Origin of the sequence: Polymorphospora sp. A560, assembly GCF_045781765.1 — a bacterium.
Classification (GTDB): Bacteria; Actinomycetota; Actinomycetes; order Mycobacteriales; family Micromonosporaceae; genus Polymorphospora; species Polymorphospora lycopeni.
The window spans coordinates 1,665,918-1,682,136 of sequence record NZ_CP122282.1; the positions used below are offsets into that span (position 1 = coordinate 1,665,918).

General features: G+C 72.5%; 11 protein-coding genes and 1 pseudogene. All 12 read left to right on the top strand.

What is annotated here, in order from left to right; genetic code table 11:
* The first annotated feature begins 74 nt into the window (after nucleotides 1-74).
* The 12 genes and pseudogenes from QCD66_RS07685 (at nucleotide 75) to QCD66_RS07740 (ending at nucleotide 16,215) form a co-directional block, all read left to right on the top strand.
* Nucleotides 75-1,622: a sugar ABC transporter ATP-binding protein gene (locus QCD66_RS07685; protein WP_375734306.1), complete on the top strand. Its 1,548-nt coding sequence runs from the start codon at nucleotides 75-77 to the stop codon at nucleotides 1,620-1,622.
* Nucleotides 1,623-1,663: 41 nt separating this feature from the next.
* Entirely contained in the window at nucleotides 1,664-2,722 is a 1,059-nt protein-coding gene (locus tag QCD66_RS07690) for an ABC transporter permease (RefSeq protein WP_357542810.1), read from the top strand.
* Nucleotides 2,723-2,822: 100 nt separating this feature from the next.
* Nucleotides 2,823-3,878: a substrate-binding domain-containing protein gene (locus tag QCD66_RS07695; protein ID WP_364209108.1), complete on the top strand. Its 1,056-nt coding sequence runs from the start codon at nucleotides 2,823-2,825 to the stop codon at nucleotides 3,876-3,878.
* Between the two features lie 61 nt (nucleotides 3,879-3,939).
* Nucleotides 3,940-5,124 carry a Gfo/Idh/MocA family protein gene (locus QCD66_RS07700; protein ID WP_375734335.1) on the top strand — a complete coding sequence of 395 codons (1,185 nt, stop codon included), beginning with the start codon at nucleotides 3,940-3,942 and terminating at the stop codon, nucleotides 5,122-5,124.
* 266 nt (nucleotides 5,125-5,390) lie between these two features.
* Entirely contained in the window at nucleotides 5,391-8,648 is a 3,258-nt protein-coding gene (locus QCD66_RS07705) for a ThuA domain-containing protein (RefSeq protein WP_364209114.1), read from the top strand.
* A gap of 415 nt (nucleotides 8,649-9,063) precedes the next feature.
* The gene (locus tag QCD66_RS07710; protein ID WP_375734305.1) at nucleotides 9,064-10,209 is read left to right on the top strand and encodes an inositol-3-phosphate synthase; all 1,146 of its coding nucleotides are present in this window, start codon (nucleotides 9,064-9,066) and stop codon (nucleotides 10,207-10,209) included.
* Nucleotides 10,209-11,077, top strand: a pseudogene (locus QCD66_RS07715) (SCO3242 family prenyltransferase). The gene QCD66_RS07710 and the pseudogene QCD66_RS07715 overlap by 1 nt, the downstream one beginning before the upstream one ends.
* 117 nt (nucleotides 11,078-11,194) lie before the next feature.
* Nucleotides 11,195-12,154: a sugar phosphate isomerase/epimerase family protein gene (locus QCD66_RS07720; RefSeq protein WP_407567055.1), complete on the top strand. Its 960-nt coding sequence runs from the start codon at nucleotides 11,195-11,197 to the stop codon at nucleotides 12,152-12,154.
* The gene (locus tag QCD66_RS07725) at nucleotides 12,154-12,789 is read left to right on the top strand and encodes an EboA domain-containing protein (protein WP_375736979.1); all 636 of its coding nucleotides are present in this window, start codon (nucleotides 12,154-12,156) and stop codon (nucleotides 12,787-12,789) included. Before QCD66_RS07720 ends, QCD66_RS07725 begins: the two co-directional genes overlap by 1 nt.
* A complete protein-coding gene (locus QCD66_RS07730; RefSeq protein ID WP_375736980.1) occupies nucleotides 12,789-13,640 on the top strand; it encodes a TatD family hydrolase in 852 nt (283 codons plus the stop codon). Before QCD66_RS07725 ends, QCD66_RS07730 begins: the two co-directional genes overlap by 1 nt.
* Nucleotides 13,640-14,815, top strand: a complete 1,176-nt coding sequence (gene eboE / locus QCD66_RS07735; protein WP_375736981.1) for a metabolite traffic protein EboE — start codon at nucleotides 13,640-13,642, stop codon at nucleotides 14,813-14,815. The genes QCD66_RS07730 and eboE overlap by 1 nt, the downstream gene beginning before the upstream one ends.
* Nucleotides 14,812-16,215, top strand: a complete 1,404-nt coding sequence (locus QCD66_RS07740; protein WP_375736982.1) for an alkaline phosphatase family protein — start codon at nucleotides 14,812-14,814, stop codon at nucleotides 16,213-16,215. Before eboE ends, QCD66_RS07740 begins: the two co-directional genes overlap by 4 nt.
* The last annotated feature ends 4 nt before the right edge of the window (nucleotides 16,216-16,219 follow it).

A 16,219-nucleotide genomic window follows, 5' to 3' on the forward strand; every position in this document is an offset into this window, starting at 1 on the left:
ATGAGCGAGCGTAGCGAGCGAATCGGTTGGCTCAGGTTGACGCATGGCGGCTGCGACCGAAGGGAGCGGACGTCATGAGCGTCGACACCGGCAAGGGCGCCGGGGCCGAGGTCGTCCTGCGGCTCACCGACGTGGTGAAGACCTTTCCCGGCGTACGGGCCCTGGACGGGGTGCAGTTGGAGGTCCGGGCCGGCGAGGTGCACTGCCTGCTCGGCCAGAACGGCGCCGGCAAGTCCACCCTGATCAAGGTGCTGTCCGGGGTGCACCGGCCGGACTCGGGCCAGGTCGAGTGGCTCGGCGAGCAGGTCAACTTCGGCAACCCGCAGGCGGCCATGAAGGCCGGCATCGCCACGATCTACCAGGAACTCGACCTGGTCGAGGACCTGTCGGTGGCGGAGAACGCCTTCCTCGGGCATGAGCCGCGCCAGCTCGGTTTCGTCCGCAGGGGACCGATGTCCCGGCAGACCCGGGAGATCCTGGGGCGGCTGGGGCATGCGGAGATCCCGCCCAACCGGCTGGTCCGGTCGCTGCCGGCGGCCGGCAAGCAGATCGTCAGCATGGCCCGGGCGCTGTCGCACGAGGCCCGGCTGATCATCATGGACGAGCCGAGCGCGGTGCTCGCGCACGACGAGGTCGGCAATCTCTTCCGGATCATCCGCGAGCTGACCGCCCAGGGGATCGCGGTCATCTACATCTCGCACCGGATGGAGGAGATCCGCGAGATCGGTGACCGGGTCACCGTGCTCAAGGACGGTCGCACCACCGCCGCCAACCTGCCCGCGCAGAGCACCCCGACGCGGGAACTGGTCAGCAAGATGACCGGCCGCACCATCGAGTACGTCTTCCCGGACCGGGCCCCGGTGGCCCGCCCCGACGAGGAGTTGCTGCGGGTCGACGGGCTCACCCGGCACGGCGAGTTCGCCGACGTGTCGCTCACCGTGCACCCGGGCGAGATCGTCGGGATCGCCGGTCTGGTCGGGTCGGGCCGTTCGGAGCTGCTGGAGACCATCTTCGGCGCCCGCCGGTCGGAGTCCGGCACGGTCCGGATGGGCGGCCGGACCCTGCGCCCGGGGAGTGTGGGCGCGGCGGTCCGGGCCGGGCTCGGCATGGCGCCCGAGGAGCGCAAGAGCCAGGCGCTGCTGCTCGGGGAACCGATCTACCGCAACGTCACGCTGGCCACCTTCGCCCGGATCGCCAAGGGCGGCTTCACCCGGTCCGGGCAGGAACTGGCCGAGGCGGAGAAGGTCGCCGACTCGCTGGAGCTGCGCCCCCGCGACGTACGGCGGCCGGTCCGCCAACTCTCCGGCGGCAACCAGCAGAAGGTGGTGGTCGGCCGCTGGTTGCTCGGGGACACCCGGCTGCTGCTGCTCGACGAGCCGACGCGGGGTGTCGACGTCGGCGCCCGGGCCGAGCTGTACCAGGTGATCCGCGACCTGGCGGCGAAGGGGGTCGGGGTGCTGCTGGTCTCCAGCGAGGTGCCGGAGGTGCTCGGTCTGTCCGACCGGGTGCTGGTGATGCGTGAGGGCCGGGTCATCCACGAGGCGCCGGGCGACGCGATCGACGAAGAGACTGTGCTCGACCTCGTCATGGCGGGGTCGCTTATGGAAGGCGAAGCCGCGTGACGACGAGCGAGAAAGAGACGGCCGCCGCCACACCGGGGCAGGTGGGCAAGGCGGCGCCGCCGGCCGGCCCGCAGCACGGCTCGGGTGGCCCGGCGAAGGAGAGCTGGTGGAAGTCGGACGCCACCGAGAACGCCCGTCGTAACCTCGGGCTGGTCGGCGTCCTGGTGGCGCTGGTGGTGATCGGTATCGCCACCCGGCCGGACCTCTATAGCGACCCGACCTGGGTGAAGAACAACATCTTCACCATCCTGCAGCAGGCGTCGGCGATCGGTGTGGTCACCGTCGGCATGACGTTCGTGATCATCGGGGGTGGCATCGACCTCTCGGTGGGCGCGATCATGGCGCTGGCCGGGGTGTGGGCCACCACGGTCGCCACCCAGAGTTTCGGCGCGGGCGGCATGATCTTCACCGCGCTGGCCGTCGGTCTCGGGGTCGGTCTGGTCAACGGGGTACTGATCTCCTACGGCAGGTTGGTGCCGTTCATCGCGACACTGGCGATGATGGTCGCGGCCCGGGGGCTGGCCGCCGAGATCTCCGACAAGCAGACCCAGGTTTCCACCTCCTCGGTGATCAACGGCATCGCCACCCAGCGGATCCTCGGCATCCCGCTGCTGGTGATCATCCTGGCGCTGGTGGTCGCGGCCGGTTGGGTGCTGCTCAACCGCACCACGTTCGGCCGGCGTACGGTCGCCGTCGGCGGCAACAGCGAGGCGGCCCGGCTCGCCGGCATCAACGTCAAGTGGCACACCCTGCTGCTCTACGGCCTCTCCGGGCTGTGCTGCGGGATCGCCGCGATCATGCTCATGGCGCAGGCCAACTCGGCCCAGGCCGCCATGGCCAACCTCTACGAACTCGACGCCATCGCGGCGGCGATCATCGGCGGCACGCTGCTCAGCGGTGGTCGCGGCACCATCATGGGCGCGCTGTTCGGCGTGCTGGTCTTCTCCACGATCACCAACCTGTTCGCGATCAACGGTCTGTCGACCGAGTCGCAGAACATGATCAAGGGCGCCATCATCGTGGCCGCCGTGCTCATCCAGGAGTTCCGCTTCAAGTCAGTGAGCCAGCTCTTCACCCGCAACAAGGGCGCCACCGCCTAGCACAGCCAGCGCACCACACCAGGTGAGCGTCCGGTCGGGACGCCCGCCGGGATCGTCACACCCTCAAACACCCACCACTGATGGAATCCAGGAGGTCGTCATGACCAAGGACGGACGCGATCTGTCCCGCCGCCGGCTGCTGCTGGGCGGAGCGGCGCTCGGCGCCGGCGCCCTGCTCACCGCCTGCACGAGCAACGAGGCCGCCCCGCAGACCGCCCAGACCATGGGCGCCAACGAGGGCAACCCGAACTCCTCGCCGGGCCAGCGGGTGGTGATCGGCTTCTCCGCGCCGGCCGCCGACCACGGCTGGATGGCCGCCATCATCAACAACGCGCGGGCCCAGGCCGCGGCGTACTCGGACGTGGAGCTCAAGGTCGTCGAGGCCGGCGCCGACGCGGCGGCGCAGCGGGCCGGCGTCGACACCCTGATCGCCGAGAAGCCGAACGTCCTGGTGATGCTGCCGCACGACGGCGCGGAGCTGACCGCCAGCGGCATCAAGGCGATGCAGGCCGGCATCCCGGTGATCAACCTGGACCGGGCCTTCAACCAGGCGCTCGCCTACCGCACCCTGATCAAGGGCGACAACTACGGCATGGGCGTCTCGGCCGGCAACTACGTCATCGCGCAGATGCGGGCCAAGGGCGTCACCAGCCCGGTCATCGCCGAGATCGCCGGCATCGACTCGCTGCCGCTGACCCAGGAGCGGTCGGCCGGGTTCCGCGACACGCTGACCGCCGCGGGCCTCCAGATCGCCAACCGGCGGGCGGCGGAGTTCACCGCCGACTCCGGCCAGCGTGAGGCGGCCAACCTGCTCCAGGCCCTGCCGAAGATCGACGCACTGTGGAACCACGACGACGACCAGGGCATCGGTGTGCTCGCCGCGATCAGCCAGGCGAACCGCAGCGAGCTCATCATGGTCGGTGGCGCCGGTTCGAAGGCCGCGATCGAGGCGATCCAGGCCGACAGCGGCGTGCTCAAGGCGACGGTCACCTACAGCCCGTCGATGGCCTCCTCGGCCATCTCGCTGGCCCGGCTGATCGGCCAGAACAAGGGAATGGGCGACCTGGTCGAGCTCCAGGTGCCGAAGGAGATCACGCTGGCCTCCGAGACCATCACCAAGGAGAACGCGAGCAACTACATCTCGCTCGGGTTCTGATCCACGGCAAGGCGGGGGGAGGCCCACGTTGTCCACTGTAGATAAAGAGTTGCGGATCGGGATGGTCGGCTACGCCTTCATGGGTGCGGCGCACTCACAGGCGTGGCGCACCGTCAACCGGGTCTACGACCTGCCGGCGTACGCCCGGATGACGGCGATCTGCGGCCGCGACGAGTCCAAGGTGGCCGAGGCCGCCGCGCGACTCGGATGGGACGGACACACCACCGACTGGCGTTCGCTGATCGACCGGGACGACATCGACGTGATCGACGTCTGCACCCCGGGTGACAGCCACGCCGAGATCGCGATCGCGGCGCTGGCGGCGGGCAAGCACGTGCTGTGCGAGAAGCCGCTGGCCAACACGGTCGACGAGGCCCGCGCCATGGCCGCCGCGGCGGCCGAGGCCCGGTCGGTCGGGGTACGGTCCATGTGCGGGTTCAACTACCGCCGGGTCCCCGCGATCGCCCTGATGCGTCAGCTTGTCGCCGACGGCCGGATCGGCGTGATCCGGCACGTCCGCGCGACGTACCTCCAGGACTGGCTCGTCGACCCGACGGTGCCGCTGGCTTGGCGGTTGCAGAAGGACAAGGCGGGCTCCGGCGCGCTCGGCGACATCGGTGCCCACATCATCGACGCCACCGAGTTCGTCACCGGCCAACGGATCGCGAGCGTGAGCGGCCTGGTCGAGACCTTCGTCAAGGAACGCCCGCTGCCCGGCGAGGCGAGCGGGCTGGCGGCGAAGTCGCTCGCGACCGCCGACGGGACCGGTCCGGCGACCGGCCCGGTCACGGTCGACGACGCCGCGCTGTTCACCGCCCGGCTCGACGGCGGCGCGGTCGGCAGCTACGAGGCGACCCGGTTCGCGACCGGCCGCAAGAACGGGCTGCGGATCGAGATCAACGGCTCGCTCGGTTCGGTCGCGTTCGACTTCGAGCGGATGAACGAGCTGGAGTTCTACGACGCCGACCGGCCGGTCAGCGAGCAGGGTTTCAGCCGGATCCTGGTGACCGAGCCGGACCACCCGTACATGTCGGCGTGGTGGCCGGCCGGCCACATCATCGGTTACGAACACTCGTTCACCCACCAGGCCCGCGACTTCCTCGAGGCGGTCGCGACCGGGGTGGACCCGACGCCGTCGTTCGACGACGCCCTCCACGTCCAGCTCGTGCTGGAGGCCGTGGAGCGGTCCGCCGCGACGGGAGCGTGGACCGCGGTGGATTCGGCCCTGACCGCGGTCGTCGCCTGACCGGAGTACGAGGCTCCTCGGGCCCGAGTGCGAGGAGCCGGACGTGGTGCGCCCCACGTCCGGTTGACGAGGGCCCGAGGGTAGGCCGTCCGGCGCGACCGGACCGGGATTCCCCGGTCGCGCCGGACGACCAGCAGGCGCAGCGCAGGACCTTGGCGGACGTGGCACCGCGCCAGGGGTGAGGCACCAACGCAGAACCGGTCCGGCATCCGGACCAGTGCCAACGGTGAGGCTCCACGAGCCTCCCCGACCCCCGGAGGTTTTCCATGGCAAGATCCGTTCGACGGTGGTTCGCCATCGTCGCGGGCGCCGCGCTGACGGTGCCCCTGGCGGCCGCCGCGCCGGCGTACGCCCACCCCGGCCACGAGCACGAAGACGGCTACCAGGTGCTCGTCTTCACCCGCGCGGCCGCGGGTGCCCACGACTCCACCGCCAAGGGCGTCAACGCGATCCGTACCCTCGGCAACAACAACGGCTTCACCATCGACGTGACGCAGAACGGCACCGCGTTCACCCCCGAGAACCTCGCGAACTACAAGGCCGTGGTGTTCCTCAACGCCACCGGGGACGTACTCGACGAGAACCAGCAGGTCGCCTTCGAGGACTACATCCAGGCCGGCAACGGCTACCTCGGCATCCACGCGGCCGTCGAGGCCGAGCCGGACTGGGCCTTCTACCGTGACCTGGTCGGCACCTCGGCCGCCGGCACGAGCGGCAGCGGCAACGCCCGCATCGACGTCGCCGACCGGGCCCACCCGGCGACGAAGACCGTGTCCCGGCAGATCACCCTCGACGACGAGATCTACAACTACACCAGCAACGTGCGCGGCACCGCCCACGTGCTGGCCACCGTCGACGAGAAGAGCTACACCGGCGGCACGATGGGCTACGACCACCCCATCTCGTGGTGCCGTGACTACCAGGGCGGCCGGTCCTTCTACACCGGGCTCGGGCACTCCGAGGCGACGTACGCCAACGGCGCCTTCCGCAAGCACCTGCTCGGCGGCATCCAGTGGGCCGCCGGCGTGGCCGAGGGCGACTGCGGCGCGACGGTGCTGGCCAACTACGAGCGGGTCGTGCTCAACGACCAGCCCGGCGAGCCGATGTCGCTGGCCGTCCTGCCCGACGGCCGGGTCCTGCACAACACCCGCAGCGGTGAGATCCGGCTCTACAACCCGGCCAACGGCGCCAGCCCGGTGATCGCCTCGATGTCGGTCTACCAGCACGACGAGGATGGCCTCCAGTCCGTCACGCTCGACCCCGACTTCGCCAACAACAAGTGGGTCTACCTCTACTACGCCCCGCCGCTGAACACCCCGGTCGACAACCCGGCCACCCCGGGCGTCAACGAGGGCGACGCCCCGGCGACCAGCAACGACCCGACCGTCTGGGACAAGTTCGTGGGCTACAACCAGCTCTCCCGGGTCAAGTTCGTCGACGGCGAGAACCCCACGCTGGACTTCTCGACCGAGCAGAAGATCCTCCAGGTCGAGGCCGACCGGGGCGCCTGCTGCCACGTCGGCGGTGAGGTCAAGTTCGACGGCAAGGGCCTGCTCTACCTGGTGACCGGTGACGACACCAACGCCAGCGGATCGGACGGCTACACCCCGATCAACGAGTCGCCGACCCAGGGCCCGGCGTACGACGCCCAGCGCTCCTCGGCCAACACCAACGACCTGCGGGGCAAGGTGCTGCGGATCAAGGTGAAGCCGGACGGCACGTACAGCATCCCGGCCGGCAACCTCTTCCCGCAGGCGCAGAACACCGACGGGAAGACCCGCCCCGAGATCTTCCTGATGGGTCTGCGTAACCCGTTCCGGTTCGACGTCGACGCCCGCGGCTGGGTGTACGTCGGCGACTACTCGCCGGACACCCGGGTGCCCAGCGCGACCCGTGGCCCGGAGGGCACCGGCCGCTGGCTGGCGACCAACAAGGCCGGCAACTACGGCTGGCCGTACTGCACCCAGCCGGACCAGCCCTACATCGACTACGACTTCGCGACCCGCACGTCGAAGGAGACGCCGTTCAACTGTGCGGCGCCGGTCAACGACTCGCCGCGCAACACCGGCCGGACGGTCCTGCCACCGGTGCAGCCGTCGCAGTTCCACTACACCTTCAACGCGGTCACCCCGTGCCGTGGGGCGTACCTCGCGCCGGCGCAGACCTGTGACTTCAAGTGGCCGGTGATCGGCACCGGCGGCGTCGGCCCGATGGGCGGCCCGATCTACAAGTACGACGCCGACCTGGACTCCGACGTCAAGCTGCCCGAGTACTACAACGACGCGGTCGTCTTCGGCGAGTTCAGCCGGGACAAGATCTTCATGATGCGGACCAACGGCAGCGGCCAGCTGCTCGGGGTCGAGCAGTTCCTGCCGGGCTTCACCTTCGACAACCCGATCGACATGGAGTTCGGGCCGGACGGCAGCCTCTACGTGCTGGAGTACGGCGACGGCTTCTTCCGGGCCAACCCGGACGCCGCGCTGTCGGTGATCCGCTACGTCAAGGGCACCCGGGGCCCGGTGGCCGAGATCGACGCCGCCCCGACCTCGGGCCAGGCGCCGCTGACCGTCCAGTTCTCCAGCGAGGGTTCGCACTCGCCGGAGCCGGGCGAGACCGTCTCGATCGCCTGGGACTTCGACGGTGACGGCACGACCGACTCGACCGAGGCGAACCCGTCCTTCACCTACACCACCAACGGGGTCTACTACGCCCAGTTGACGGTGACCGACAACAGCGGCAAGGCGGCGACCCTGAACCGCACGATCACGGTCGGCAACACCGCACCGACGATCACGCTGCACACGCCGGTCTCCGGCTCGTTCTTCGAGTGGGGCGACCAGATCCCGTACACGCTGACGGTCACCGACCCGGAGGACGGGACGATCGACTGCAGCCGGGTCGAGGTGACGTTCGTGCTCGGCCACGACGAGCACGGCCACCCGCAGGGTTCGACGACCGGTTGCTCCGGCGTGGTTCCGAGCCCGGCCGACGGCGCCGACCACGCCGGCAGCTACCTCTACGGCGGCATCAGCGCCAGCTACACCGACCTGGGGGCGAACGGTCAGCCGGCGCTGACCACGGTCGAGCAGTCGAGGGTCCAGCTGCGCCTCCAGCAGGCGGAGTACGCCCAGGTCAAGCAGGGTGTCACGGTCGCGAACACGAACGACGCCGGAGCCGGCCAGCACCTGACCGGAATCGACAACGGTGACCACATCGCGTTCGACCCGATCAACCTGGGCGACGCCGGCTCGGTCACCTTCCGCTACGCCGGTGGTTCGGCGGCGACCGCGGGCACCCCGCGGGCGGTCGTCGAGCTGCGGGTCGGCGCGCCGGACGGCACCCTCGCCGGCACCGCCACCCTGAACGCCACCTCGGGCACCAACGTCTGGGCCAGCCAGAGCATCCAGGTCGACCAGCCGGACACCTACGGGCAACCGCTCTACCTGGTGTTCAGGTCGGTCTCCGGGGGCCCGACGACCGCACTGTTCAACCTCAACTGGGTCGAGTTCGGCTCGACCCCCTGACCCGGCCCGTCACCACCTGAGTGACGGCCAAGGTCCCGCCGGCGGCCGGCGCCGCCGGCGGGACCGGACAGAACCACCGGCTGGGCGGACCCCGCACCAGGTCCGCCCGGCCGGGGGACGCACCGACCGCCGGCTGGGTGGACCTCCGGTCCGCGCAGCCGGCACAGGGAAGACGCACTGCGGGGGAGGCAGGGTCGCGACGCCGACCGACCCTGCCTGCTGATGCCCTGTCCGCCCGGCCGATCGAGCCCGGGGCAGCGTCGACGACGCCGACGTCGACGCGGTCACGGTGGTGCCACCTCGATCCGGTCGGGCGGACAGGGCCCAATTCTCCCGGCCGGGCCGGCCGGCCGGAATCACCCGGTCGGGCGGCACCGGACCGGTTTGCATATCGGCGAGGGCAAGGGAGAACCACATGCGTACGGGAGTCTGGCTGATCGGAGCACGCGGATCCGTCGCGGCGACCAGCATCGTCGGTTGGCTGGCGCTGCGCGCCGGCCTGGCCGAGCCCACCGGCTGCGTCACCGAGCTGCCCGGGCTGCGCAGCCCGGCGCTGCCGGCCCTGGGCGAACTCGTCCTCGGTGGACACGAGATCACCGAGACGCCCCTGCTGAAGAAGGCCGAGGCCCTTGCCGCCGCCGGTGTCGTGCCGGCCCGGCTCGTCGACGCACTGCACGACGAACTCGTCACCGTCGACGGCGACGTACGGCCGCTGCCCGCCGCCGACACCCAGGCCGGCACCGCCGCACTGATCGCCGCCGACCTGGCCGACTTCCGGTCCCGGCACGCGCTCGACGAGGTGGTGGTCGTCAACGTCTCCACCACCGAGCCGGCGCCCGCCCCGCTGCCGGCCCACGCCGACCTCGCGGCGCTGGAGGAGGCGCTCGCCGGTCCCGACCCGGTGCTGCCGCCCAGCTCGCTGGCCGCGTACGCCGCCTTCACCGTCGGCTGCTCCTATGTGGACTTCACGCCGTCGACCGGGGCCCGCCTGCCGGCACTGCACGAGCTGGCGGTCCGGCACGGCGTGCCGTACGCCGGGCACGACGGCAAGACCGGCGAGACGCTGGTCAAGTCGGTGCTCGCCCCGATGTTCGCGCTGCGCAACCTGCGGGTCCGTACCTGGTCCGGCATCAACCTGCTGGGTGGCGGCGACGGCGCCAACCTCGCCGAGCCGGCCGCCAACGCCGCCAAGACCGCGAGCAAGCAGCGGGTGCTCGGCGAGACCCTCGGCTACCAGCCGCAGGGCACCACCCGGATCGAGTACGTCGACGACATCGGCGACTTCAAGACCGCCTGGGACCTGATCACCTTCTCCGGATTCCTCGGCACCGCCATGCGGATGGAGTTCACCTGGCACGGCTGCGACTCGGCCCTGGCCGCCCCGCTGGTGCTCGACCTGGCCCGGCTGACCGCCGCCGCGCACGCCGCCGGCCGGCACGGGCCACTGCCCGAACTCGGGTTCTTCTTCAAGGACCCGATCGACGCCACCGCCCACTCGCTCGACGAGCAGTGGCGGATCCTCGCCGACTTCGTCGGCTCGCTGCCCGGAGGGGAGCACTGATGGGACTGCTACGCGATCTCGTCGACCTGGTACGCGCCCCGGCCGCGCTGTCCGTACCCGGTGACGTGGTGGCCGGGGCCGCCGCGGCCGGCACCCTCGGCGCGCGTACCCCGGCTCTGGCCGGCGCGTCGGTCTGCCTCTACTGGGCCGGCATGGCCGGCAACGACTGGGCCGACCGGGACCTCGACGCGATCGAGCGCCCCGAGCGGCCGATCCCGTCCGGCCGGGTCTCCGCGCCCGCGGCGCTGGGGATCGCCGCCGGGCTCACCGCCGCCGGCCTCGGGCTCGCCGCGCTCGGCGGCGGCCGGCGGGCGCTCGCCGTCGCCGGGCCGCTGGCCGCCGCCGTGTGGGCGTACGACCTGCGGGCCAAGAACACCGCGGCCGGGCCGGCGGTGATGGCCGCCTGCCGGGGGCTCGACGTGCTGCTCGGCGCGAGCACCGGCCGGCCGGCCCGGGCGCTGCCGGCGGCGCTCGCGGTGGCCGCGCACACCTACACGGTCACCGAACTGTCCCGGCGCGAGGTCGGTGGCGCCGACCCCGGCTGCCGAGGGTGACGCTCGCCGGCACCGCCGCCCTGGCGGCGGCGACCGCCGCGGCCGGCGCCCGGCCCGGCCGGCCGGCGTGGCGCCGCGCGGTGCCGGCCGCCCTGGCCGCCTGGTACGCCGCCCAGTACGGCGGCGCCCAGGCCCGCGCCGCCGCCGAGCCGTCGGCGACCCGCATCCGGGCCGCGGTCGGGGCCGGGATCACCGGCCTGCCGGCCCTGCAGGGGGCGCTCACCGCACACGCCGGTGCCGCCACGGCCGGGCTGGCCGTGGCCGCCGCCGCCCCGCTCGGCCGCCGCCTGGCCCGAATGGTGTCGCCGACATGACCGAGCGAAGCGGTGGCATGACCGGGCGGAGCGAGGGGGCGGCATGACCGAGTGGAGCGAGGGAGTCATCAGGCTCAGTCTTGGTCGTGCGGTCACCGAGCGGAGCGAGGGGGCGGCATGACCGGAAAGGAACTCGGGGCGGGCGGTCAGTTGCGGTTCGGGTACGGGACGAACGGGTTCGCCAACCACCGGCTGCCCGACGCCCTCGCCGTCATCGCCGACCTGGGCTACGCCGGGGTGGCGCTCACCCTCGACCACGACCATCTCGACCCGTTCGCGCCCGATCTCGCCCGGCAGGTCGCCGAGGTCGCCGACCGGCTACGCGACCTCGAACTCGCGGTGGTGATCGAGACCGGCGCCCGCTACCTGCTCGACCCGTGGCGCAAGCACGCGCCGACCCTGCTGCACGACGACCGGTACCTGCGGTTGCAGTTCCTGCGCCGGGCGGTGGCGATCGGCGCGGACCTCGGCGCCGAGGCGGTGTCGTTCTGGGCCGGCGTACGACCGTCCGAGGTGGACGAACGGCTGGCCTGGGAGCGGCTGGTCGACGGCTGCGGGCAGATGGTGGAGGTGGCGGCCGGGGCGGGCGTACCGCTGGGGTTCGAGCCGGAGCCCGGGATGCTGGTGGAGGACATCGCCGGCTGGCGGGCCCTGCGCGCCGCCCTCGGCGATCCGGCCGGCTTCGGCATCACCCTCGACATCGGACACTGCCGGTGCCTGGAGCCGGACCCGGTGCCGGACTGCGTCGCCGCCGTCGCCGACCACCTGGTGAACGTGCAGATCGACGACATGCGGCGGGGCGAGCACGAGCACCTGGAGTTCGGCACCGGCGAGATCGACTTCCCGCCGGTGCTCGGGGCGCTGGCCGACGCCGGCTACCACGGCCTGGTCGCCGTGGAACTGCCCCGGCACTCGCACGCGGCGCCGTCGGTCGCCACCCGGTCGATCGAGTTCCTGCGCCGGGCCGAACGTGCCGCCGGCATCCCGCGCCGGCCCGCCGAAACCGCCGGCGCCGCCCGGGGCCGGCCCGCGAGGGCGGTCCGGGCCGGCGCGGCGGCCCTGGAAGGAGAGCGGTGATGGATCTCGACGACCTGCGGTCCGCGCTCGCCGGTACGGCCGGCGGCGGCTGGCTGGCGGAGGCGCTGGACCGGATCGCCGGCGAGCCCGGCGCGGTGGGACGGCTGTTCGCCGCCGCCGGCCGCCGGGTCGGCCGGGCACCGCTGACCGCCGGCTGGAGTGCCGACGAGGCGGCCCGCGCGCTGCTGCTCGCCGCGCTCCCCGCCGACCTGGTCGCGGAGCGGGCCGAAACCCTCTACCGGTTCGGCGACGCCGCCGAGAAACGGGCGGTGCTGAAGGCGCTGCCGCTGCTGCCGGTCGGTGCCGCCGCCGTACCGCTGCTGCACGACGCGATCCGCACCAACGACGCCCGGCTGGTCGCCGCCGCCGTCGGCCCGTACGCCCGGCACCTGGACCGGGCGGCGTGGCGGCAGGCGGTGCTGAAGTGCGTGTTCATGGGGCTGCCGCTCGCGGTCGTGGACGACCTCGACGCCCGGGCCGACGCCGAGCTGGCCGTGATGCTCGGCGGTCTGGTCGAGGAGCGCCGGGCCGCCGGCCGTGAGGTCGCCGCCGACGCGGTCGACCTGCTGGCCCGGCTCACCGCCGGCGCACCCGCCGGTGGTCCGGCCGGCACCGACGCAAGGAATGAGGCGTGATGCGTATCTTCGACCCGCACATCCACATGACGTCGCGCACCACCGACGACTACCGGGCGATGGCCGCGGCCGGGGTCCGGGCGGTCGTCGAGCCGGCGTTCTGGCTCGGCCAGCCGCGTACGAACCCCGGCTCGTTCGCCGACTACTTCGACTCGCTGATCGGCTGGGAGCCGTACCGGGCCGGACAGTTCGGCATCCGGCACCACGCCACGATCGCGCTGAACCCCAAGGAGGCCAACGACCCCCGCTGCCGGCCGGTGCTCGACCTGCTGCCGCGCTACCTCGACAAGGACGGCGTGGTCGCGGTGGGGGAGATCGGCTACGACTCGATGACGCCGGAGGAGGACGAGGCGTTCGCCGCCCAGCTCGCCTTGGCCGTCGAGTACGAGCTGCCGGCGCTGGTGCACACCCCGCACCGGGACAAGGCGCGCGGCACCGAACGGACCCTCGCCGTCGTCGCCGAGTCCGGTATCGGGCCCGGGCGGGTGGTCGTCGACCACCTCAACGAGGTCACCGTCGCGGCCGTCCACGACGCCGGCTGCTGGATGGGCTTCTCGATCTATCCCGAGACCAAGATGTCGCCGCCCCGCATGGTCGAGATCCTCAAGGAACACGGGCTGGACCGGATGCTGGTCAACTCGGCCGCCGACTGGGGGCACTCCGACCCGCTGCTGACCCGGGCCACCGGCGAGGCGATGCTCGCCGCCGGGTTCTCCGACGACGACGTCGACAAGGTGCTGTGGCGCAACCCGGTCGAGTTCTACGGCCAGTCCGGGCGGCTCGACCTGTCCGACCTCGGTCCGGCCGCGGACACCTTCGAGGGCAGCTCCATCAAGCGCGGCGGAAGCTGATGAGGCTGCGGCACGGCGACGGCCAGACCGTCCATCTCGGATACTGCACGAACGTGCACCCGGCGCAGGACCTCGACGGGATCGTGGCCCAACTCGACACGTACGCGCTGCCGGTGCGCGAACGGCTCGGCACCGACCTGCTCGGGCTGGGCCTGTGGCTGGCCGCGCCGGTCGCCGCCGAACTGGCCGCCGAGCCCAGGCTGCGCCGCCGGTTGCGGCACGAACTCGACGTACGCGGGCTGGAGGTGGTGACGCTCAACGGCTTCCCGTACGCCTCGTTCCAGGACCCGGTGGTCAAGTACGCCGTCTACCACCCGGACTGGACCACCCCGGACCGGCTGGCGTACACCCTGGACCTGGCCCGGGTGCTGGCCGACCTGCTGCCCGACGACGCGGCCCGGGGCTCGATCTCGACCCTGCCGCTGGCGTGGCGCGAGCCGTGGGACGCCGGGCGGGCCGACGCCTGCGCGCGTAATCTCGACGCGCTCGCCGCCGGGCTGGCCGGGCTGGCCGCCGACACCGGACGCACCGTCCGGGTGGCGTTCGAGCCCGAACCGGGCTGCGTGGTGGAGACCACCGCCGACGCCGTACGGCAGTTGTCCGCGGTGGACGCCGAGTGGCTGGGGGTCTGCGTCGACCTGGCCCACCTCGCCTGCGCCTGGGAGGAGCCGGCCGCCGCGCTGGCCGCCCTGCGCGCCGCCGACCTGCCGGTGGTCAAGGTGCAGGTGTCGGCGGCGCTGGGTGCGGCGACGCCGGACCGGCACGCCGACGTGCTGCGCGACTACGTCGAGCCGCGCTTCCTGCACCAGACCCGTGGTGCCGGCGGCGGCGCCACCGACGACCTCGACGAGGCGCTGGACGCCGGCCTGCCCGGCCCCTGGCGGGTGCACTACCACGTGCCGCTGCACGCCGCCCCGGCGCCGCCGCTGACCGCCACCGTGCCGGTGCTGCGCGAGGCGTTGCGCGAGCTGGTCGGCGGGGCGGTCGCCGGCTGCGACCACCTCGACGTCGAGACGTACACCTGGGGGGTGCTGCCGGCGGCGCACCGTCCCGGGACCCCCGACCAGCTCGCCGCCGGTATCGCCGCGGAACTGGCCTTCGCCCGCGCCGAACTGCTCGCGCTGGGCCTTTCCACACCGTCCGACACCCCCAGATCCCAGGAGGTGACCGCGTGAAGCCACTGCTCGTCCTCGACGTGGTGGGCCTGACACCCCGGTTGCTCGACCACATGCCCCGGCTGTCGGCGGTCGCCGACGCGGGGTTCCGGGCCTCGCTCGGCACCGTGCTGCCGGCCGTCACCTGCTCGGTGCAGTCGACGTTCCTGACCGGCGAGCCGCCGTCCGGGCACGGGATCGTCGGCAACGGCTGGTATTTCCGCGACCTCGGTGAGGTCTTCCTGTGGCGGCAGCACAACGCGCTGGTCGGCGGCGACAAGTTGTGGCACGCCGCGCGCCGGGTCGAGCCGGGCTACACGGTCGCCAACGTCTGCTGGTGGTACGCGATGGGCGCCGACGTCAACTGGACCGTCACCCCGCGCCCGGTCTACCACGCCGACGGCCGCAAGGACCCGGACTGCTACACCGATCCGCCGGAACTGCACGACGCGCTGACCGGCCGGCTCGGCACGTTCCCGCTCTTCAGCTACTGGGGCGCGAACGCCGGCATCACCTCGACGGCCTGGATCACCAAGGCGACCATGCAGATCATGGCGGACCACTCGCCGGACCTGACCCTGGCCTACCTGCCGCACCTCGACTACGACCTGCAACGGTTCGGCCCGTCGGCGCCGCAGGCGGCGGCCGCCGCCGCCGAACTCGACGCCACCGTCGGCCCGCTGCTCGACGCCGCGACCGCCCGGGGCGCCACGGTCGTCGCGCTGTCCGAGTACGGCATCACCGACGCCTCGCGGCCGGTCGACGTCAACCGGCTGCTGCGCGCCGAGGGGCTGCTCCGGGTCTACACCCAGGCCGGGATGGAATACCTCGACCCGTGGACGTCGCGGGCGTTCGCCGTCGCCGACCACCAGGTGGCCCACGTCTACGTCCGCGACCCGGCCGACGTGCCGGTGGTGGCGAAGCTGCTCGGCGGGCTGGCCGGGGTCGCCGAGGTGCTCGACCGGGACGGCCAGAAGACGTACGGGCTGGACCACGAGCGTTCCGGCGAGCTGGTCCTGGTCGCCGAGCCGGACGCCTGGTTCACCTACTACTACTGGCTCGACGACGCCCGGGCCCCGGACTTCGCCCGGCTGGTGGAGATCCACCGCAAGCCCGGGTACGACCCGGCCGAGCTGTTCTTCGACCCGGCCAATCCGGGCGCGGCGAAGGGCCGGGCCGCGCTCGCCCTGTTGCGCAAGAAGACCGGCATGCGCTACCTGATGAACGTGGTCGGGCTGGACGCCGGTGCGCGGGCGGTCCGCGGCTCGCACGGGCGGCTGCCCGCCGACCCGCTCGACGGGCCGGTGCTGCTCTGCTCCGACCCGGCCGCCGCCCGGGACCACTTCGCCGCGACCGACGTCAAGGGGCTGCTGCTGCACCTGGCCGGGCTGGGGGACCCACCGGCGGTGGGGACGAGGTGACCCG